This is a genomic window from Pediococcus damnosus, from assembly GCF_001611155.1.
Classification (GTDB): Bacteria; Bacillota; Bacilli; order Lactobacillales; family Lactobacillaceae; genus Pediococcus; species Pediococcus damnosus.
On the sequence record NZ_CP012294.1, the window covers coordinates 1594210 to 1613795 of the forward strand.

The following is a 19586-nucleotide window of genomic DNA, read 5'->3' on the forward strand; positions in this document are numbered from 1 at the left end:
CCTATATTAAAGTTTGAGTAATTTCTCTGCGTTACCGTGGGCAAAGAGCTCACGTTGTTCATCGGTTAAAGCAGAGTTTTCCGTCAAGAAAGTTTTGCCATTCTTAGGTTGTTTGTAAGGATAGTCTAGGGAATACATGATGTGTTCAGGTCCCATTTCATCTAAAATAAATTTGAGTTGAGGTTCGCTCAGCATCCCACTTGGTGTGAGCCAAACGTTATGACGGTAGTATTCAGAAAATGGTTTTTTCAGACCTGAATAATTTGTGAGTTCATCATCTAAGCGTTCCAAGAACATGGGAATCATTTCGCCCCAATGACCGGAAATTAGTTTTAAGTTAGGTAATTTGTCAAAGATCCCAGACCAAATCATGCGCATGACTTGAATACCGACGTCCATGTGCCAACCAAAACCAGCACTAGAGGCAATTCCAGTCACCACATCAGACCATTCACCGTTACCAAAGTAGTGATCGGTAATGTTTTGCGGGATGAATGAGGGATGGAAGTAAACCGGCACATCCAAATCACTTGCCATTTTGAAAATTGGGAAGAAAAATGGATCATCAAAGAATTTATGATCAAAGTTGCCCTTTAAAAGCACCCCTTTGAAATTCAACTTTTCAACGGCTCGCTTTAATTCCGCCGCTGCGGCTTGCGGATCACCAACTGGCAATACTGCTAAGGCAGCAAATCGATCTGGATGACCTTTTACAACTTTTGCGAGCTCATCATTGGCGAGTTTGCAAAGCCGGACCGAAACTTTTGGATCCAAATTTTGCGGTTGCGAGTTACCATAAGAGAGAACTTGCATATCAACGCCATATTTATTCATAAATTTTAGGCGATTATCGACATCCTGCATATCGGCAGGAGTAGGTAGAGAAGTTTGCATGTAATTTTGCATATCTTTACTTAAATCTGGTAAAGTTGGCTTACCAATGGCCTTATTAATTTCATCGGTCAGTAATTTTGATTCAATATGCTCTTCAAGCGTAATAACTTTCATTTTAAAGTGCTCCTTTCGTTATGAGGATTGATATCCTTCATACAGTAGATATTATAAAGAGCCGTGACCTTGAATGAAAGCATTTTGCAAGACACTTATCCATGAAATGTCTCATAAAAATGAAACAGAATTTGGACTAGAAATCAGAAAAGTGAAAGCGGTAAAACAAAAATGGATTTTTTGATAAAAATTCGGGTTAATTTCAAAACTAGCTGTTGCGAGGCATTGACCATTGTGGTATAATTTGCAATTTTTGTGAAACTATGCTATAATGTTTCACATGGGAAGGTGAAGCCAATGCCAAATACACTAGCCACAATTAAGTCAGATTTAGATACCAAAGTTGGAGAAGAAATGATGGTTGTTGCGCAAGCAGGTCGTAAGAAGATTACGAAACGTCATGGAATTCTTCATAAAACGTATCCAGCAGTTTTTGTTGTTGATTTGGATCAAGAGGAAAATTCTTTTGAGCGCGTATCTTATAGCTATACTGATATCCTTACCAAAAACATCGAGATTGCATTCGGAGAAGAATAAAAATAATTGGGCCTTGAAGGTCTTTTTATTTTGCCAAAAATTTGACATATATTGAAAAGCTAACTACATTGGTTAGCTTTTTTAGAAATAACTCCATTTGGTTTGATGACCGGTGAAAAATGTGAATTATAGTTTTGTGAAATTTGTCTTTTATTAAGAATTCTGGTCGTAGCGTAACTCACGCTGGTACTTTGCCCAGTTTTTAAGTATAATTGTGATAAAATACTGGATTATCAAACTAGGTGATTGAATGGAGACAACAGAAAAGGCCCCAGCCAAACTCAATTTGTTTTTGGATACACCTTATAATCACTCGGATGGGCTCCAGGAATGGCGGATGGTTATGACATCAGTCGACTTGGCTGATTATGTGAAGATTGAAACAAAGCCTGGTAAACGCGCAATTAACGTGCATACCGATACAGGCTTTTTGCCTAATGATAGTCGCAATCTTGCCTACCAGGCTGCCAAGCTACTTCAACAGGAGTTTCACGTGCAGGCAGGGGCTAAAATTCGGATCAAAAAAAACATTCCAGTTGCGGCTGGAATGGGCGGTGGCTCTTCGGATGCTGCCGCGGTGTTACGCGGATTGAATAATTTGTGGAATTTAAAAATTTCGCAAGAAAAGTTAGCCAAACTAGGCTTACAAATTGATTCGGATGTGCCGTATTGCGTCTATAGTCAAACGGCGTATGTATATGGAAAAGGTGAAAAGATTCAACTTTTACGGCAATTGCCAGCGATGTATATTGTGATTGCTAAACCCAGATTGAGTGTTTCAACACCTAAAATATTACGGCAGATTGATCATAAGAATTTGGACCATTTAAAAATTGACGGCATTTTAGAGGGAATTAGACAAAATGATTTTGCCAAGATTTGTGCCAATGTGGGCAACGTCTTGGAACCAGTGACAGGTCAACTACATCCGCAAATTATTCAACTAAAAGATCGTATGCTCCGTTATGGTGCTGAGGCGGCTCAGATGAGCGGGACAGGACCAACGGTGTTCGGCATTTGCCATAAAGAGAGTCGCGCACAACATTTAGTGAATAGTTTAAAGGGATTTTGTCCTGAGGTGTATCTAGTGAGACCCTTAAATTAAAAACAGAGAGTCACCAATTTTGGTGGTCTCTCTATTTTTTAAAGTAATGCAGCAATGCCCAGGCCAACAAGTATCAAGCCAAAAAATGCGCTGTACCAAAGGGCGTACGGCATGAATACCGATGAGCTAGAAGTCATCTTTACGCGTAACGTCTTCCAGCTAGTAAACACGTTGTAAAACTGAAACAAACCAATTAAAACAGCTACAGTACCAATTAAGATACGAGTAATCATTATAATCGCCTTCCATCAAATTTACGAAACCTAACCATTGGTTCTTATAGGGTGGCTCTGCATTACAACTGAATTATATCATCGAATATTAGTATAAGTAAACGCTTAAAACTATTTAAATGATGCTTAATAAAAATCTTTAAACATTAAGAATAACAAAACGGTCCCCAGTAAAACGACCAGTAACATTAGTAAAACATTGCGGTGGCTATAGTGTTTTGATAAATACATAGAACCGCCAGCCAAGCTAAGGCTGATGGCGATCAAGCCGAAGACTAACGGGATTGGAAAACCAAATTTGATCAGAAAATAGGCCATTATAGCGTAACCGAAAAGATATTGAACAAGCAAAAATTTATTATTTGGGCGTTTCATTTGTTGCCTCCATGTGTCTCTTGTAGACACGTACTACCTTAAATATACAACAAAATGGAGAAGTACATGAGCATGGCGCCTATCAAAACCAGAATGTGCCACCAAACGTGGACATATTTAACGTGAGGAATGTTATAAATTAAGCCACCCAATGAAAAAGCAATGCCACCAGCGATTAAAAGCATGAGTCCTGTGAATCCCAAACTCTGGTAGAGTTCTTTGGCACCAACTAAGCATAACCAGCCCATTAATACATAGATCAGCGTTTCGATTTTTTTAAACTTGCCAACTGCGAAAAATTGAAAAGTGATTCCGCCAATTGCCAGGGCCCAAATTACCACACAAAGGCTGATACCTAGCCAACCACGGATCGCCAACAAACAATAAGGTGTGTAAGTTCCGGCAATTAAAAGATTAATACTGCTATGATCGAAAATTTGGAAGACATGACTAGCTCTTGTGAAATATAGGCTATGAAACATAGTAGATGAGAAAAAAAGAACTAACAAACTACCGCCATAAATCGCGTAAGCAACTAGATCAAGTGGTTTACCAAGTCTAATTGCCTTGGTAAGTAATAGAATCGTACCGATAATGCTTAAAATAAAACCAATTCCATGTGTAATTGCGCTCCAAATTTCATTTAGTAATTGAGCGTGCTTATTGGACAAGACCTGTTTATTTGTTGAAGATGATTTCATCGAGCATCCTCCCTTTCAACTAGACATTATATACTAATCACCTAGTATTTAAAACTAGATGATATAAAAAACGGCTAATTACGTAAACTACAAGGAAAATGGTATGATACTAGCAAGAATGAATTTAGGAATGTTTATTTAAAAATGATTGGTACTTTTGAAAGAGACTGCCTTCTTTTGGGCATGCTGGCAAAGGGATAGATAGTAAAGAGGGAAAATCATGGCAAAACGTGTTGACACCAAACAAAAAATCGTGATGGCGTTGTTCGAATTAATGCGGACGCGTTCTGTCGATGAAGTGACAGTTAGCGATATCTGTAAACAAGCATCAGTTTCAAGGATGTCTTATTACCGAAGCTTCAAATCAAAACAACAAATTCTAGAATATCAATTTGATGAAGTATTTCAAGAATTCTTCAGTTATTTGGAAGTAATGAATAATCATGACTTAACGGCGTTTTTAGATGCATTTTTTACGATTATTCGTCGTCACCAAGGAACTGTTAGTGTGCTTATTCAAGCGAATTTGACACCCATTATTTTAGACAAGCTGCAGTTTTACATTACCGATCTTATTGATAAGGATGTTTTAAGACTTCGTGAACGAACTTCAAAAATGTGGATTGCCTTTGTAGCTGGAGGTCTGACGCAAATGATTGTGCGATGGGATAAAGACGAGATGGCTGAGTCAAATGAAGAAATGGTTATGATTGCGCGAAAGTTCTTGAGATAGCAGGGATGCATTGAAATATAATTTCAATATTTAAATTTGTTTCAGAAAACCTTTGAAATTTTCAATCCTTGTCTGGTATACTGAACGATAGAGAGCTCATACTGCGTATAATTGATCAGCGTATGTTTTTTTAAAAAACATGCGCTGATTTTTTGTATTTTTTTATAGATAAATGCTATCAGTTGAAAAATAGGAGGAAGCATACATGTTATTTAGGATGAGGTTACCACAGAATAAGAAAGAAACGGCTTTATTTATGTTTTTAGTCTCTGCAATTTCGGTAAATATTATTGCACCAGTGATTACGGGGTTTGAAATTGGATTTAGTTGGCAAACATGGCATCAGGTTTTAACCATTATTCCATTTATGTGGATAATGGTTTTAGTCATAGTGATTCTTACGCAACGGCCAGCTGGTTGGTTGACAAGTAAAATTGTTGATCCAAAAGATAGTTTTGCATCTCACATGGTTATTAATGGGCTGTGTTCAGTTTTATTGATTTCAATTTTTATGACAGTTTTGGGGACTTGGATTGGTAGTCAACAAATTAGTTGGACGCCAATTCAACAATTTTTTGTGAAATGGCCGCGTAATTTCGCAATTGCATTGGCAGTGGAATTATTGCTTGCTCAACCGATTGCTCGTCAGGTCATGCAAGTTATTCATAAGCAACAAAAGTTGATGGCATAAGGTTTAGTTACGGCGCCAACAAATGTTTTTGTAATAAACTTGTTTTGAAATTTTCGTAGGCATCTAACTTGGTCTTGAATTCTCAGTAAATGTCTGTTTGACTTAACATATAACCAGTAATCATAGCGGTTTCATTTTAAATTAAAAGAGGTTCAAAAAGATGGCTAAGACACTTTATTTAATGCGTCACGGAGAAACGTTATTTAATGTACGTAGGAAAATTCAGGGATGGTGTGATTCACCACTTACTCAAAAGGGCATTGATCAGGCCAAAGTGGCGGGTCAATACTTTAGCAAACTACCGATTGATCATGCCTATAGTTCCACATCTGAGCGGTGTTGTGACACAATTGAGATTATCCTCAAGAATCGGATCCCTTATCAACGCGTTAAGGGGTTAAAGGAAATGAATTTTGGAGTTTTTGAAGGTGAAAGTGAAGATCTTAATCCCAAACGCGAAGAATATGAAACATTCTTTGTGCCTTATGGTGGCGAAGTGGCCAGTGCAGTTGGTAAACGGATGTTAAAAACGTTGACGGATATAATGGAAAAGCCAGATCATCAAAATGTGCTGGCTGTTTCACATAATGGGGCCTGCGTTGACTTCCTTAAGGCCTTGCAAGTAACTACCAAAGATTTGAAGAATGGGTTTCCTAATGGTAGTGTGCTTAAATTTGAATATCAGGATCATCAGTTTAAGTTACTGGAAGTTGTGCGTTTCAATAAAGACTAAATTAGGTATTTTTTCTTAAATGGTAGCGCTATAGCCTCATATTGACTATAATCAACTTAATAGATAAAAGTATGAGAGGTATACCCGATGCAATATAAAAAAATTTTAGTTCCCGTAGATGGATCAAAAAATGGTGAATTGGCGGTGACCAAGGCAGTATTCACTGCGAAGCGCAATCACGCCCATTTGGACATTGTTTCGATTATTCAAACCAGCCGTTTTTTGGACGTTTATGGGCACATGGGATCAAACACAGACTACTTAGATATTACCTATCGGAGAACTCAAGAGTATGTTGAAATGCTGCGAGATGCCATTAAAGAAAAGTATGATTTTGATGATGTTTCGATTTCCGTAGAATCTGGGAATGCTGGAAAGATTATTGCGGAGTTGATGCCGCAACAATTTGGTAGTGATTTGATTATGATGGGAGCTACTGGGATGAGTGCCTTACAAAGGACCATGATCGGTTCTGTGGCTGATTATGTCGTGCGTGTGGCAACTTGTGATGTTTTGTTGGTTCGAACCGATTTGAATAATAAACGACAGTAAAATATGGTTGCGAGGCTTTTATCTTAAGGATTGGTAACCTTGTTTTGTTAGTGTAAGGTTTTCCTAGATGGTCAATAAAATTCTAGGAATATTCATTTTGAGTTGAATATATAGAAAAAGACCTGTAGCCTTTTAATCGACGAAGATTAAAGGAAAGGATACAGGTCTTTCATGTATATTTTAGCAGATTTTATTGAATCATTGGGAAATTTAGACAGTTTATTTGATTTAGAGGAGCAGGTAATTCTTCATCTTAGGAAGTCATTCCAGCTGGTTGTAGCTGAATATCTGAGGCAATTAGATGAAACACTCGTTCCATCAATTCCGGCAGAAAATACATTCATTAATCGACAGGCCAGAACAATTGAGTTTATGTTTGGCGCCGTGAATTTTGAAAGAAGATGTTATCTTCGACCCAATGGAAGTTATTACTTCCCGTTGGATGAACAACTTCAGTTGGAAGAAAGAAAAAGAATTTCACCTTATTTTAAAAGTGTCGTTGCCAAAATTGGGCAAACGACAACGATGAGAAATACGGCCGCAATGATCAATCTGGCAAGTCAGACGGATATTAGTGCCTGGTCAGTAGACCGAATTATCAGAGACATGGCAGATACCGTGAAGACAGAAGAAAAATCGTCCGAAGAGAAACTAGTTAAGAAACGAAAAGTTGAAAACTTAGTGGTTGAAGGCGATGCCTTTGAGATACACAAAATTAATCGACGAAGACAAGACGTCCACCATTACATTGTTTTTGAATCAGGATTAGATGGAACAAGATCAAACAAAGTTGAGTTTGTTGGTATCAATCAAAAAAAGGTTCAAAAACGAGTAACTGACTACATTGAGAAGTATTATAAAATCAGTGAAATGACCGTGTTTACAGCAAGTGATGGTGGCCCAGGGTATAACCCGAAAAGTATGCGAGAAATAGTTCCGAGTGCTCAAAGAGTTGAATTTACTATCGATCGGTATCACTTTGTCAAAAAGATTAAACAAACCTTTGGTTTATTTAATCCATTGGTTGATAAGGCCGTTAAGAGCGTTAGCCTGTATGATCAGAATCAGTTAAACGTTATTTTAGATACATTTGAGTCGCAAATTAAAACTGATAAGGAACTTGAGAGCCTAAGGGTCCTAAGACAATATTTGGCAAGAAATTGGCAGTTTATAAAGTCTCCACACGATCGTGGCTTCATGAGGGTCGGCAAATTGGGATCCGTTGAAAGCTCACACAGAGCGTACACGTATCGAATGAAAAAGCAAGGCAAAGTATGGTCCGAAAAGGGCCTTGAGGCTATGTTGAAATTAATTGAAGCTCGGGTAAACGGTAAGCTAGATAAATACTTACGTGGTGGTTTAAGAAAGTTACAAGAGCTAACGATTGAGATCGCTACGGAATCATTGAAGACGTTGAGTTCAGCTCAGCTGAGCAACAAGCACCATTCTAAGCATATTGGAGTTCTTTCAGGTAAAATACCAGTTGATGCCCCAACAAGTAGCCCTATCGGAGCAATGGCAAAAATATTTTCAAACTAATTATTGTGTATAAATATTTGGTTGATTATAAGGCACCTAGGAAAACTTGACACATACCTTGTTTTTGTAAATATTGGTATTTTAAACAGGGTATGATAGGATATAGCATAAAGCCGAAAGGGAGTTTATTAATTGAAACAATTTGAGTTTAAAGTATCTTATGAGAATGGGCGCGTTGTGACTTTTTATCTTAAATATGAGGATCTTGAGGCTGCTGAAGAAGCACTTTTAGCTCACATGTCCTCAGCCTCAACGATTAAGATTACCGAAAAAGGATTGGTTGGCATGTTGTCATTTCGCGGCGCAGTCAGTTATTTGATTACGGAAAAAGATCGCCCAGCCGACGTTGAAGCAATTACTTGGGAATAAAGATAGATTAAGATACGTGAATTAATCAAATCATTTAGAAAACTTCAGGAAAAATGAGGTTTTCTTTTTTTGTAAAAAATATGTAAGCCCTTTAGTCGTTGAACAGGCAATTAAATGTTAAAATTAGGTTGTAAAAACTATCAAATTACTGGGGGAATTTAAAATGAGTGAAAGCCACTTTGATCCAAAACATTTTTCGAAGATTTTAGTTGGGGTTGACGATTCTCCAGACGCACAATTGGCGTTTCGATTCGCGATGAACCGGGCTAAACAAGATAATGCCGAACTAGATATTGTTTCTATTCTGGAAGAGGATGAAATTAATATTTATCAGGCTTTAAACAAAGATTATATTCAAAACAAACGCGATGACCTTGAAAAGCATTTGCAGGGGTATCGCAAGGTTGCCGAGGAATTTGGCATTAAAAAAGTAGAAACATACACTGCTGAAGGGGATGCCGGCGAAACGATTGTCAAAGACGTGATTCCACATGTTGAGCCAGATTTATTAGTAATTGGTTCTTCTTCTAGATCGGGAGTTGCACGATACTTTGGTAGTCAGGCATCTTATATGGCTAAGTATTCGCCAGTTTCAGTTTTAGTGATTCGCTAAACTAACGGGTAACTTGAAATTAAGTACGTGGCAAGTTAGAATGATTCTAGAAACAAACAATTCAAAAAGAAGGCTTGAAAGTAATGGCAAAGCAAGTTTATGACGATTATTTTTTTGATGAACCAGCATGGAATACGCATGATGGTGGGTATGTACCGCTTGAAGAATCCACGGCACCTCAACAAAAGCTTCGAGTTCCAGCTGTTCTAGAACCCGACAAAGAAACGGATACGGATATGTACTACACCGTAATCGCTGAAGAGGGTGAAACACAATTGCTGCCTGGGCCAAAGACGAAGACCTGGGGATACAATGGAGCCTTGCTTGGGAAGACAATTATTTTTAAGCGCGGTAAAAAAATTCATATCACGTTAAAAAATAATCTTCATGAGCTGACTACCTTTCATTGGCATGGTCTAAACGTTCCTGGTCCTTATATCGATGGTGGTTGTCATGCGCCCGTTTATCCTGGTGAATCTAGTGATATTGAATTTGTGTGCAACCAACCTGCTGCAACGTTGTGGCTTCATGCCCATCCATGTCCATCAACTGCTCAGCAAGTTTGGCACGGACTTGCCACCCCGGTTGTCATGACCGATGATGTCGAAGCTAAATTACCATTACCACGAAACTATGGCGTTGATGATTTTCCAATTGTTTTGCAAGATCGGACTTTCCACGAAAATAATCAGTGGGACTACAAGGCAGACTATGATCCCGATGGTGTTCAAGGGAAAACGGCCATGATTAATGGCACAATTAATCCTTATATCGATGTGACCACCCAACGAATTCGTTTACGTGTGTTGGATGGTGCTAACCGACGTGAATTCCGTTTGCACTTTAATGATGGCTTGGAATTTGCCCAAGTTGCTTCAGATGGCGGGATTCTGCCCAAACCAGTGTACTTCAAAAAAGTGATGATTACCTGTGCAGAACGTGATGAATTTATCGTTAACTTTGCTGGGTATCATGATGGGGATGAAGTAGCGTTGATGTCAGATGATGTACCGCTAGTTCGTTTTCGTATTCATGCATTTGCAAAGGATGACACTAAATTACCTGATCGTTTGATTGCTGATCCTGAATTACCAGTTACACCAGGGACCGATGTTCGTCATGTGGTGATGTCTGGGATGGACGAAGAAGTAGAAATTGACGGTAAGAAATTCAATATGCAACGAATTGATGCCCGCCAAAAAGTTGGCGACGTTGTGGTTTGGGACATTACCAACACTAATGATAAAGTGGGTGGTATGATCCATCCTTTCCATATTCACGGGACGCAATTCTTGGTGGTTTCCCGAAACGGCCATGCCCCTTATGCAAACGAGCATGGGTGGAAGGATACTGTTAGTGTTAATCCAGATGAACATGTGCAAATTAAGGTGCGATTCGAATATACCGGTGTTTACATGTATCACTGTCATATTATTGAACACGAAGACGGCGGCATGATGGCTCAGATTGAGTCGTATGATCCAGAGCATCCAAAGACGTATAAATTAATGGATATGGATACTTTGATGAATGCCTTTGCTAAGGAAAACAACATTGAACCCAAAGATTTGTGGCTTGGTGGCATGGGATCCTATGAAAAAATGGGTATGAAGATGTAAAAGGTACCTCTAGACTATCTTTAATATTTTAAAAAGGGAACATCATATTTTAAATTGATCATTAACATGATCGGTTCTAGAATATGGTGTTTTTTGCACAAAAATAGTGTTGATAGAGAAACATCTATCAACACGTTAGAACGAAGTGTCAGGACAACTATTTTCAAATCTCAAAGTACTTATACAGATCGTCCATTGTCAGTTTTTGTTTTTCAGCACCAGTCACATCAATTTTAATTTGACCTTGTATGTGTCAAGTTTTCCTAGGTGCCTTATAATCAACCAAATATTTATACACAATAATTAGTTTGAAAATATTTTTGCCATTGCTCCGATAGGGCTACTTGTTGGGGCATCAACTGGTATTTTACCTGAAAGAACTCCAATATGCTTAGAATGGTGCTTGTTGCTCAGCTGAGCTGAACTCAACGTCTTCAATGATTCCGTAGCGATCTCAATCGTTAGCTCTTGTAACTTTCTTAAACCACCACGTAAGTATTTATCTAGCTTACCGTTTACCCGAGCTTCAATTAATTTCAACATAGCCTCAAGGCCCTTTTCGGACCATACTTTGCCTTGCTTTTTCATTCGATACGTGTACGCTCTGTGTGAGCTTTCAACGGATCCCAATTTGCCGACCCTCATGAAGCCACGATCGTGTGGAGACTTTATAAACTGCCAATTTCTTGCCAAATATTGTCTTAGGACCCTTAGGCTCTCAAGTTCCTTATCAGTTTTAATTTGCGACTCAAATGTATCTAAAATAACGTTTAACTGATTCTGATCATACAGGCTAACGCTCTTAACGGCCTTATCAACCAATGGATTAAATAAACCAAAGGTTTGTTTAATCTTTTTGACAAAGTGATACCGATCGATAGTAAATTCAACTCTTTGAGCACTCGGAACTATTTCTCGCATACTTTTCGGGTTATACCCTGGGCCACCATCACTTGCTGTAAACACGGTCATTTCACTGATTTTATAATACTTCTCAATGTAGTCAGTTACTCGTTTTTGAACCTTTTTTTGATTGATACCAACAAACTCAACTTTGTTTGATCTTGTTCCATCTAATCCTGATTCAAAAACAATGTAATGGTGGACGTCTTGTCTTCGTCGATTAATTTTGTGTATCTCAAAGGCATCGCCTTCAACCACTAAGTTTTCAACTTTTCGTTTCTTAACTAGTTTCTCTTCGGACGATTTTTCTTCTGTCTTCACGGTATCTGCCATGTCTCTGATAATTCGGTCTACTGACCAGGCACTAATATCCGTCTGACTTGCCAGATTGATCATTGCGGCCGTATTTCTCATCGTTGTCGTTTGCCCAATTTTGGCAACGACACTTTTAAAATAAGGTGAAATTCTTTTTCTTTCTTCCAACTGAAGTTGTTCATCCAACGGGAAGTAATAACTTCCATTGGGTCGAAGATAACATCTTCTTTCAAAATTCACGGCGCCAAACATAAACTCAATTGTTCTGGCCTGTCGATTAATGAATGTATTTTCTGCCGGAATTGATGGAACGAGTGTTTCATCTAATTGCCTCAGATATTCAGCTACAACCAGCTGGAATGACTTCCTAAGATGAAGAATTACCTGCTCCTCTAAATCAAATAAACTGTCTAAATTTCCCAATGATTCAATAAAATCTGCTAAAATATACATGAAAGACCTGTATCCCTTCCTTTAATCTTCGTCGATTAAAAGGCTACAGGTCTTTTTCTATATATTCAACTCAAAATGAATATTCCTAGAATTTTATTGACCATCTAGGAAAACCTTACACTAACTTAAAATTTTTTTTATTAAATATGCATGAGATAAATTGTAATCATAGACGGTACCAGTGAACCATGCTATACTTTAGAAAATTATAAAAGTGAGGGATCTGCCATTGAGAAATTAAGCTAATTCTGTTGAATCTGTGAGTAAACCTGTCATAGGGAGTGCTCTGCAGTTTTTCAGGATCAGCTAATCTTTCTCGATGAGCAGGTCTTTTTGTATGCTCATTTTTAGCTAGTCTTGAAAAAAGCTAGAAATATGAGGTACCTATATGTCTAAAATTGAAATTAAAAATCTTACGTTTGGTTATGAAACACAAGGAAATCTGTTATTTGATCATGTCAATCTAAATCTGGATAGTAATTGGAAACTCGGTTTGATTGGACGTAATGGTCGCGGTAAAACGACCTTTTTAAACCTATTGCAAAATAAATTGGCTTATCAAGGCACGATCATAGCCAACTTAGCCTTTGATTATTTCCCCCAAACAATCACGAATCCCAATCAACTGACTTTTTATGTGTTAAATGATTTGGGGGTTGATGAGCAGTGGAAAGTAGAACGCGAATTAAATTTATTGGGAACGAATCCCGATATTTTATGGCGAAAGTTTACCAGTTTATCTGGTGGTGAACAGACCAAAGTTCTCTTAGCCAGTCTGTTTACACAAGGGTTTAATTTTTCTCTGATTGATGAACCCACGAATCATCTGGATATCAAAGCCCGTGACCAAGTAGCGGCTTATTTAAAACAAAAGAAACAAGGCTTTATTGTGATTAGTCATGACCGTAACTTTGTGAATCAGGTGGCCGATCACACATTATCGATTGAAAAATCGAATATTCTTATGTACCAAGGCAATTTTGCCACTTATGAGGAACAGAAAAAATTGTCGGATATCCATGAAAAAATGGAGAATGCCAAACTCAAGAAGAGTATCACACGCCTTAAACAGACTGCGGCAGAAAAGGCTGAGTGGTCACGGTCTAAAGAGGGCGATAAGTATGGAAATCCGCATAAGAAGGGCAGCGGGGCAGTATACGATACGGGTGCGATTGGCGCCCGCGCGGCCCGCACAATGAAACGGTCACTAACTTTGAAGCGGCATATGGAAAATGATATTCATGAAAAAGAAAAATTGCTGAAAAATATTGAGTATATTGATCCTTTAACGATGAATTTCCAACCCAGTTATCATGATCGGTTGTTGACAGTAAAAAAGTTAACTCTCCAGTATCAAGACACTTCGCAACCACTGTTTGAGCCGATCTCGTTTGATCTAAAGAAAGGTAATTGTGTTGGGATTGTTGGACCGAATGGTGCTGGGAAATCCACATTGGTGCGGGCCATTTTAGGAGATTTTACTGGCAAGATAAACGGTGAGATTGTGCAACCGCAGCATTTAACAATCAGTTATGTGCGTCAAAGTTATGATGATAATCGAGGAACCCTGCAGCAATTTGCCGAACAACAACATCTAAATTACCAGGAGTTCTTAAATAATTTGCACAAGCTTGGCCTGGAACGCAACGTGTTTACGACTAAAATTGAACACATGAGTATGGGCCAGCAGAAAAAGGTTGAGTTGGCAAAATCTTTATCGATTCCAGCAGAATTATATTTGTGGGACGAGCCGCTTAATTATCTGGACATCTTTAATCAGGAACAGTTGGAAACACTAATTACTTCAGTAAAGCCTTCCATGCTGATTATCGAACACGATCGTGAGTTTATTAAACATGTGACGACGGATGTGGTGGAGTTGAAAACGATTAAGTAGCGTGGAAAATCGTTGAGTAAACTGAAAAAAATACGTAAAAAAAGCGACAGATTATGGTAAAATGAGTGTAAACGGATATACTTAAAATTAAAAAGTATATACAAACTATTAAAGGAGATCTGAACATGGCTCATTTGATTTACACGGTTTTATTGACGGCTTTGGGATTACTTTGTATTTTTGTTCCACTATGGCTGTTAGTGAGAGCTAACAAGTCCATTTCAATGAAAATTGAACCAACGGACGATGATAGCAAAGTCTTTTATACTTATGTTTGGTTTTATGAAACTGGCAAGCTCAGCGTGTTAAACAGTGATGCTTATCAGGTTGGAAAAGAAGTTCAGGCAACAAATGCTGGTAAGTATATTATTCAGAAAGTAAATAAAGAAGTCTTATTTATGGGGATGCAAAGAAAATATGAGTTTGTTTTAGAATAATCTTTGAAATCAAAAAATGAGATTCGCTTAATTGCGAATCTCATTTTTTTGATTACTTTGATTTCTGATCTTTAAGCTTCCAAACTTTGTATAGATCATAACTGAATAGAATAAAGATAGCAATGGTACTGACAGTGGTGATTGTCAGGCCAAATGATACGAGATCAACAATCGACAAAATCAACATGAAGATTGCACCAATTAAACTAAAGATTAGTTTTCCGTTCATAAATATCACGACCTAAGCATTTTGTTGTTCGGCTTGTACTTTAGCAACACGTTCACTAATTCGCATGAATGGAAGATAAAGAAAAACACCGAGAATAATAATGAACAATTGAAGCACAGGAGCTCGCCAATCACCAGCCGTTGAGAGATAAGGCCCAATTAGTGGCGGTGTTGTCCAGGGAACCAGAATCACGGTTCTCCGTACCCAACCAGCTGCAGTTGCGGCATATCCGATGATACTTCCAATAGTTGGAAATAGTACAAAAGGAATCATCATTGGTAAGTTGAAAACGATTGGATAACCAAAGATCATTGGTTCGTTAATGTTAAATATTCCTGGAGCCAATGATAAGCTGGCAACCTGTCGTGAGGATTTAACTTTGCTAAAAATTAAAATGGCAATGATTAATGAAATCGTACTTCCTGAACCACCAATCAACGTGTAGCTACTTACAAATGATGTTGTGATGATATTTGGAATATGTGCAAATGAATGAGAATGTGCATATGCAGTCATATTTGCATTCATATTAATTAAGACTAAGGGATCCATCAAAGTTCCAGAAATAACAGTTTGGTGAATACCAAGTGTAAATAGGAAGTTGGCAACGGTGTAAATAACACAAAAACCAACAATGTTTGTATTAAAGCCACGTAATGGTTCTTGAATCCAAGTTTTGATCAAATTGATTAAATCAGTATTGAAAAAGCCTGATAATAATGCAGCAACAATAGCAAAAATTGACATTAAGATTAAAGCAGGGAGCAAGACACTAAATGATGATGAAACTGCAGGTGGAACATTGTCCCCTAAATGGATCTGTAAACTTTTGTAGCCTGACAATTTAATGAAAATACCGGTGGCTAGTAAACCAACAATAATACCACCAAACATTCCTTGAGTACCAGCATTAAGATAGCTAATTCCGCCTGTAACGGTGGCCATCTTGGCACCGCCTGATGCTACGGTACCTAAGGAAATGTTTCCTGGCATCATAATTAATAAGCAAGCTAGTGACATTGCGGATGCCGCAATTGGATCATTAAAACCCTTATTTTTTGCTAAAGCATATCCAATCATAGGGGCGACTAATAATCCAGCAACGTTTAAAGTACCATTACTAATTGCATTGCCGAAAACCTGTACTTTTGTTAATGTGTCCCCATGAAATATCCATGTAAATACAGTGTTATTGAGTAGTACACCCAGACCAGCAATGATAAACACAGGTAAAATAACTGCGAAAGCATCACGTAAGGAACGGAGATAAACCCAGTTACCAACTTTAACGGAGACCTCGGTAAACTTAGTAATAAAACTCGAATTTTCAAGCTTATCACTTGAACTTTGGTTTTTATCTTCACTCATAAGTTTTTTCCTCCTTTATTTGACCTGAAATATTCATAGATCGAAATATAATGCTTATGTATTTAAAAAATAGCCCTTGCAAGGGCTATTTTTTTTAATGGGTTTAACTTTGGGGCTTCTACAACAAGGAAATAGCAAGTTTTTAAATCGAAAGTGATGTGCAGGTCAAAATTTATGTACTCCAAATAAACTCATTAAGAGCTATTTTGAAAATTTTGATTAATTTGACACAATTCGATAGTTACCAATGTAATTGTTGAATCTTGGCCAATACCTGATAGAACAGTTTTTGGTAAACGTGCGAACTACTTAATTTTAAATATAGTTTTCGACCACTTCGAACTAACTTTCCTGCAATTTTAAACAGCCAAAGACGGAGCGTTCCAACACGCACACTGACGTGTTGCGGTGGTAAGCATAGTTGTTTGAAGAGACTTACTAAATTATAAGCTAAGACACTCAGCATCATCCGTGCATGATTTTCAATAAAACCGGTACTGTTAGTTTTGTCGAAAAAGAAACCCTCTTTGGCTTCTTTAATATCATTTTCCATTTGACCACGATGTTGATATAATTCGAAGGCTGTTTCCGGTGTTAATTTGGTTAAGTTGGTAAGCACATATTCATGATTAAAGAGTAATTCACCAATTTCACGCGTTGATTTAATATAGATTTGGCGAGGTTGATTCCAAGAACCAGCTTGATATTTAGCCGAATAATAGTGAATCTCGGTTTGATCCCATTGTTGTTTATCGTCAATTCGTACATAGCCCTCAGCCAAATCACGCAATCGGCGGTTAGCTTTTAAACGTACCAAATAAAATGCCTTGTTTTCTTCACAAGTATCATAGAGTTCTGGTGTGGCAAAGCCACTATCTCCACGAACCAGGATTTCAGTACAAGGCAGACTATTTTGATAGTGTTGTAATAGAGGTTCTAAAAATGGACGGATTTCCTTACTGGTATAAACATTGCCTGGTCGCAATTGGGCCGCTAAAAAAGCTTCATTTTGACCATCGAAAGCAACCAATGGATGAAAGCCGTTCGTTTGATAGTGAGCATTGAAATCACTGCTTTCTTGATTACCGAAGGTATCAGAATGAGTCGAATCAACGTCAATGATTAGTTCCGTTTGATTAGTAGTCAGGCGTCCTCGGTCAAGCAGAGTCTGGTTTAACACTTGTAAAGAAGCGACAGATTTTTCATCAAAACGTTGCCAAAATCGCGAAATAGAAGCTTGCGAAGCTATAGCAGGTTTATCAAGTAGCAATTTAAAAATAGGATCAAAACGCAAACTGGTAGCAACCTGATCGGTGGCGTAGCCAGCAATCTTCTGTAATAATAGCTGTTCCATTAGACTAACATTACTGTGCTGGTAATAGCGTCGCTGGTCTTTAAATGAAACTAGTTTTTCAGCAAGGTTTGCGAAATCAAGTTTATGCATGATCTCTTTGATGAGCACTAAGCCTGCATCACTGGAAAGTTCACCACCAGTGTGAGAAATATGTAATTTAGAATTGAAATGGACTTGCTTTTCCTGTAAAGTTGTCATAGGAGCTCTCCTTCTGATGGTTCTTTTTTAGCGATAATAACTATATCAGAAAAGGGAGCTCTTTGCATACAAAATTTGCGCACCCAAAAGGTGCAAATAAAAAAGGACCCAACGTCAGTGACTGTGGTAATTCACTGACGTTGGGTCCTTTACTATGAATATTTCAGGTTTGAGTAATTTATTTAAGATCATTGCCATTTGAGGCGATGACTTTTTTAAACCAACCATAACTTTTCTTTGGAATGCGTTTCATGTCGCGTAAATCATGATTACCACGATTGACATAAACCATTCCGTAACGTTTTTCCATATTCCCAGAAGAACTTGGAATATCAATTAATCCCCAACCAAGATAGCCAATTACTGGAACACCATCTTCAAACATGGCATCTTTCATGGCTTGGATGTGGGCGCGATGATACTCAATTCGATAGTCATCTTGAATTTCGTGACCATCGTAGGTTTCGCGAACGCCAATCCCATTTTCGATTGGAAACATTGGGATGCCATAACTGTTATACGTTTTTGTGAGAATATCACGGAAACCAAGTGGATCAATGGACCAACCCCATTCGGAAACCTTCAAGAATGGATTTTCTTTGCCACCAGCGTCTAGATAATAATTTGGGAGGGTACCATCTGAAACGATAGTGCTGCTGATCGTGACACTTTGATAATAGCTAAATGCGATAAAGTCACTAGATAATTGATTGAATACGGCTTGATCCGCTTCGGTAAAGTCCATGTTGATGCCATGATTCTTCACAAAAGTAAGAACTTCGTTTGAATAGTGACCATTCGCGAAAACGTCTAACAAGTTGCGGTTCAAGAATTCATCGATTTGACGCGCATATTGCACATCCTTTGGTAGGGATGAAGCTGGATAAACTTCACTATAGGCAAGCATCCCACCAATTAAATCATCTGTTTGTTTATGTAGATAGTTGGCAACACCTGCATGAGCTAACATGACGTGATGTGAGATTTGATACAGTTCGTCGTCAGTTCGATCACCTTTAAGATAGCCTGCAATCCGAAATGCTTCTGATGTCGAATATAAGTTTTGTTCATTAAAGGTGATCCAATACTTAACCCGATCACCGAAGCAATCGATCATTTTCTCGCCATATTTAATAAACGCATTGACTACATGACGATCTGAAAAGCCGTTGTATTGCTCGGCAAGATGAAGCGGCATATCAAAATGATAAAGGCAAATCATTGGTTGAATGTGGCGGGCCAATAATTCATTAATTAAATTATCGTAGAATTTGATGCCTTCTTCGTTAAATTTGCCATCACCTTCTGGATTAACCCGACTCCAGGAAACTTGGAATCGATAACAGTTCATTCCTTGGTTGGCCATAAGATCTAAATCTTCGGGGTAGTTGTGATAATCATCAATTGCAACTTTCCAGTCCGAAGAGTTTTCTGTGGCCGGAAACGTGTCATAGACGGACTTTCCTTTTCCGCCTTCGTTATAACCTCCTTCTGTTTGCATACTTGACACTGAATTTCCCCAAAGGAAGTCTTTGGGCATTTCTTTTTTCATATTTCTATCTCCGCCTTTCTTGAATCCGGTTTCATTATATAACCATAACAATAACTATGTAAAGTCTTTTAT

At 38.0% G+C, this 19586-nt stretch carries 20 protein-coding genes; 12 read left to right on the top strand and 8 right to left on the bottom strand.

Annotated elements, in window-relative coordinates:
- Positions 1–6: 6 nt before the first annotated feature.
- Positions 7–1008 carry an amidohydrolase family protein gene (locus ADU73_RS07370; RefSeq protein WP_046871951.1) on the bottom strand — a complete coding sequence of 334 codons (1002 nt, stop codon included), beginning with the start codon at positions 1006–1008 and terminating at the stop codon, positions 7–9.
- Between the two features lie 297 nt (positions 1009–1305).
- Here ADU73_RS07370 and ADU73_RS07375 point away from each other — a divergent pair, with 297 nt between their 5' ends.
- Complete coding sequence (locus ADU73_RS07375) at positions 1306–1545, top strand: Veg family protein (RefSeq protein ID WP_046871952.1); 240 nt, start codon at positions 1306–1308, stop codon at positions 1543–1545.
- A gap of 250 nt (positions 1546–1795) precedes the next feature.
- On the top strand, positions 1796–2650 hold the full coding sequence (gene ispE / locus ADU73_RS07380) for a 4-(cytidine 5'-diphospho)-2-C-methyl-D-erythritol kinase (RefSeq protein ID WP_056986094.1): 855 nt from the start codon (positions 1796–1798) through the stop codon (positions 2648–2650).
- Positions 2651–3009: 359 nt separating this feature from the next.
- Here ispE and ADU73_RS07390 read toward each other — a convergent pair whose 3' ends face one another.
- Together ADU73_RS07390 and trhA are read right to left on the bottom strand one after the other, a co-directional pair.
- The gene (locus tag ADU73_RS07390; protein ID WP_046871955.1) at positions 3010–3258 is read right to left on the bottom strand and encodes a hypothetical protein; all 249 of its coding nucleotides are present in this window, start codon (positions 3256–3258) and stop codon (positions 3010–3012) included.
- Positions 3259–3296: 38 nt separating this feature from the next.
- Positions 3297–3959 (bottom strand): PAQR family membrane homeostasis protein TrhA, encoded by a 663-nt coding sequence (gene trhA / locus ADU73_RS07395; RefSeq protein ID WP_046871956.1) that lies wholly within the window; start codon positions 3957–3959, stop codon positions 3297–3299.
- Positions 3960–4179: 220 nt separating this feature from the next.
- Here trhA and ADU73_RS07400 point away from each other — a divergent pair, with 220 nt between their 5' ends.
- The 8 genes from ADU73_RS07400 (at position 4180) to ADU73_RS07435 (ending at position 10808) form a co-directional block, all read left to right on the top strand.
- The gene (locus ADU73_RS07400; RefSeq protein WP_046871957.1) at positions 4180–4692 is read left to right on the top strand and encodes a TetR/AcrR family transcriptional regulator; all 513 of its coding nucleotides are present in this window, start codon (positions 4180–4182) and stop codon (positions 4690–4692) included.
- A 205-nt stretch (positions 4693–4897) separates the two neighbouring features.
- Entirely contained in the window at positions 4898–5383 is a 486-nt protein-coding gene (locus tag ADU73_RS07405; RefSeq protein ID WP_046872318.1) for a DUF2798 domain-containing protein, read from the top strand.
- Between the two features lie 160 nt (positions 5384–5543).
- Positions 5544–6116, top strand: a complete 573-nt coding sequence (locus tag ADU73_RS07410) for a histidine phosphatase family protein (protein ID WP_046872317.1) — start codon at positions 5544–5546, stop codon at positions 6114–6116.
- Positions 6117–6203: 87 nt separating this feature from the next.
- Positions 6204–6668, top strand: coding sequence for a universal stress protein (locus tag ADU73_RS07415; protein ID WP_046872316.1), 465 nt, complete (start codon positions 6204–6206; stop codon positions 6666–6668).
- 171 nt (positions 6669–6839) lie between these two features.
- Complete coding sequence (locus ADU73_RS07420; RefSeq protein WP_046872291.1) at positions 6840–8207, top strand: ISLre2 family transposase; 1368 nt, start codon at positions 6840–6842, stop codon at positions 8205–8207.
- Positions 8208–8339: 132 nt separating this feature from the next.
- On the top strand, positions 8340–8576 hold the full coding sequence (locus tag ADU73_RS07425; RefSeq protein WP_046872315.1) for a hypothetical protein: 237 nt from the start codon (positions 8340–8342) through the stop codon (positions 8574–8576).
- A gap of 163 nt (positions 8577–8739) precedes the next feature.
- On the top strand, positions 8740–9189 hold the full coding sequence (locus tag ADU73_RS07430; protein ID WP_046872314.1) for a universal stress protein: 450 nt from the start codon (positions 8740–8742) through the stop codon (positions 9187–9189).
- A gap of 83 nt (positions 9190–9272) precedes the next feature.
- Complete coding sequence (locus ADU73_RS07435) at positions 9273–10808, top strand: multicopper oxidase family protein (RefSeq protein ID WP_062913348.1); 1536 nt, start codon at positions 9273–9275, stop codon at positions 10806–10808.
- Positions 10809–11111: 303 nt separating this feature from the next.
- On the opposite strand, the gene ADU73_RS07440 is transcribed toward ADU73_RS07435, so the two are convergent.
- Positions 11112–12479 carry an ISLre2 family transposase gene (locus ADU73_RS07440; protein WP_046872291.1) on the bottom strand — a complete coding sequence of 456 codons (1368 nt, stop codon included), beginning with the start codon at positions 12477–12479 and terminating at the stop codon, positions 11112–11114.
- Positions 12480–12867: 388 nt separating this feature from the next.
- On the opposite strand from ADU73_RS07440, the gene abc-f reads away from it, so the two are divergent.
- The gene (gene abc-f, locus ADU73_RS07445) at positions 12868–14376 is read left to right on the top strand and encodes a ribosomal protection-like ABC-F family protein (protein WP_062913349.1); all 1509 of its coding nucleotides are present in this window, start codon (positions 12868–12870) and stop codon (positions 14374–14376) included.
- A 125-nt stretch (positions 14377–14501) separates the two neighbouring features.
- Positions 14502–14813, top strand: coding sequence for a hypothetical protein (locus tag ADU73_RS07450; protein ID WP_046872308.1), 312 nt, complete (start codon positions 14502–14504; stop codon positions 14811–14813).
- A gap of 52 nt (positions 14814–14865) precedes the next feature.
- On the opposite strand, the gene ADU73_RS10525 is transcribed toward ADU73_RS07450, so the two are convergent.
- The 4 genes from ADU73_RS10525 to ADU73_RS07465 all read right to left on the bottom strand — a co-directional run bounded on the left by ADU73_RS10525 (position 14866) and on the right by ADU73_RS07465 (position 19514).
- Positions 14866–15042, bottom strand: a complete 177-nt coding sequence (locus ADU73_RS10525) for a hypothetical protein (protein ID WP_155387000.1) — start codon at positions 15040–15042, stop codon at positions 14866–14868.
- A 12-nt stretch (positions 15043–15054) separates the two neighbouring features.
- Positions 15055–16410 carry a PTS sugar transporter subunit IIC gene (locus ADU73_RS07455; RefSeq protein WP_046872307.1) on the bottom strand — a complete coding sequence of 452 codons (1356 nt, stop codon included), beginning with the start codon at positions 16408–16410 and terminating at the stop codon, positions 15055–15057.
- A gap of 241 nt (positions 16411–16651) precedes the next feature.
- Entirely contained in the window at positions 16652–17962 is a 1311-nt protein-coding gene (locus ADU73_RS07460; RefSeq protein ID WP_062913350.1) for an IS1380 family transposase, read from the bottom strand.
- 178 nt (positions 17963–18140) lie between these two features.
- Positions 18141–19514 carry a glycoside hydrolase family 1 protein gene (locus ADU73_RS07465; RefSeq protein WP_046872306.1) on the bottom strand — a complete coding sequence of 458 codons (1374 nt, stop codon included), beginning with the start codon at positions 19512–19514 and terminating at the stop codon, positions 18141–18143.
- Positions 19515–19586: the final 72 nt, after the last annotated feature.

Coding starts and splice junctions, on each gene's coding strand:
- ADU73_RS07370 (WP_046871951.1), bottom strand. CDS start 1,008: ATGAAAGTTATTACGCTTGAAGAGCATATTGAATCAAAATTACTGACC.
- ADU73_RS07375 (WP_046871952.1), top strand. CDS start 1,306: ATGCCAAATACACTAGCCACAATTAAGTCAGATTTAGATACCAAAGTT.
- ispE (WP_056986094.1), top strand. CDS start 1,796: ATGGAGACAACAGAAAAGGCCCCAGCCAAACTCAATTTGTTTTTGGAT.
- ADU73_RS07390 (WP_046871955.1), bottom strand. CDS start 3,258: ATGAAACGCCCAAATAATAAATTTTTGCTTGTTCAATATCTTTTCGGT.
- trhA (WP_046871956.1), bottom strand. CDS start 3,959: ATGAAATCATCTTCAACAAATAAACAGGTCTTGTCCAATAAGCACGCT.
- ADU73_RS07400 (WP_046871957.1), top strand. CDS start 4,180: ATGGCAAAACGTGTTGACACCAAACAAAAAATCGTGATGGCGTTGTTC.
- ADU73_RS07405 (WP_046872318.1), top strand. CDS start 4,898: ATGTTATTTAGGATGAGGTTACCACAGAATAAGAAAGAAACGGCTTTA.
- ADU73_RS07410 (WP_046872317.1), top strand. CDS start 5,544: ATGGCTAAGACACTTTATTTAATGCGTCACGGAGAAACGTTATTTAAT.
- ADU73_RS07415 (WP_046872316.1), top strand. CDS start 6,204: ATGCAATATAAAAAAATTTTAGTTCCCGTAGATGGATCAAAAAATGGT.
- ADU73_RS07420 (WP_046872291.1), top strand. CDS start 6,840: ATGTATATTTTAGCAGATTTTATTGAATCATTGGGAAATTTAGACAGT.
- ADU73_RS07430 (WP_046872314.1), top strand. CDS start 8,740: ATGAGTGAAAGCCACTTTGATCCAAAACATTTTTCGAAGATTTTAGTT.
- ADU73_RS07435 (WP_062913348.1), top strand. CDS start 9,273: ATGGCAAAGCAAGTTTATGACGATTATTTTTTTGATGAACCAGCATGG.
- ADU73_RS07440 (WP_046872291.1), bottom strand. CDS start 12,479: ATGTATATTTTAGCAGATTTTATTGAATCATTGGGAAATTTAGACAGT.
- abc-f (WP_062913349.1), top strand. CDS start 12,868: ATGTCTAAAATTGAAATTAAAAATCTTACGTTTGGTTATGAAACACAA.
- ADU73_RS07450 (WP_046872308.1), top strand. CDS start 14,502: ATGGCTCATTTGATTTACACGGTTTTATTGACGGCTTTGGGATTACTT.
- ADU73_RS10525 (WP_155387000.1), bottom strand. CDS start 15,042: ATGAACGGAAAACTAATCTTTAGTTTAATTGGTGCAATCTTCATGTTG.
- ADU73_RS07455 (WP_046872307.1), bottom strand. CDS start 16,410: ATGAGTGAAGATAAAAACCAAAGTTCAAGTGATAAGCTTGAAAATTCG.
- ADU73_RS07460 (WP_062913350.1), bottom strand. CDS start 17,962: ATGACAACTTTACAGGAAAAGCAAGTCCATTTCAATTCTAAATTACAT.
- ADU73_RS07465 (WP_046872306.1), bottom strand. CDS start 19,514: ATGAAAAAAGAAATGCCCAAAGACTTCCTTTGGGGAAATTCAGTGTCA.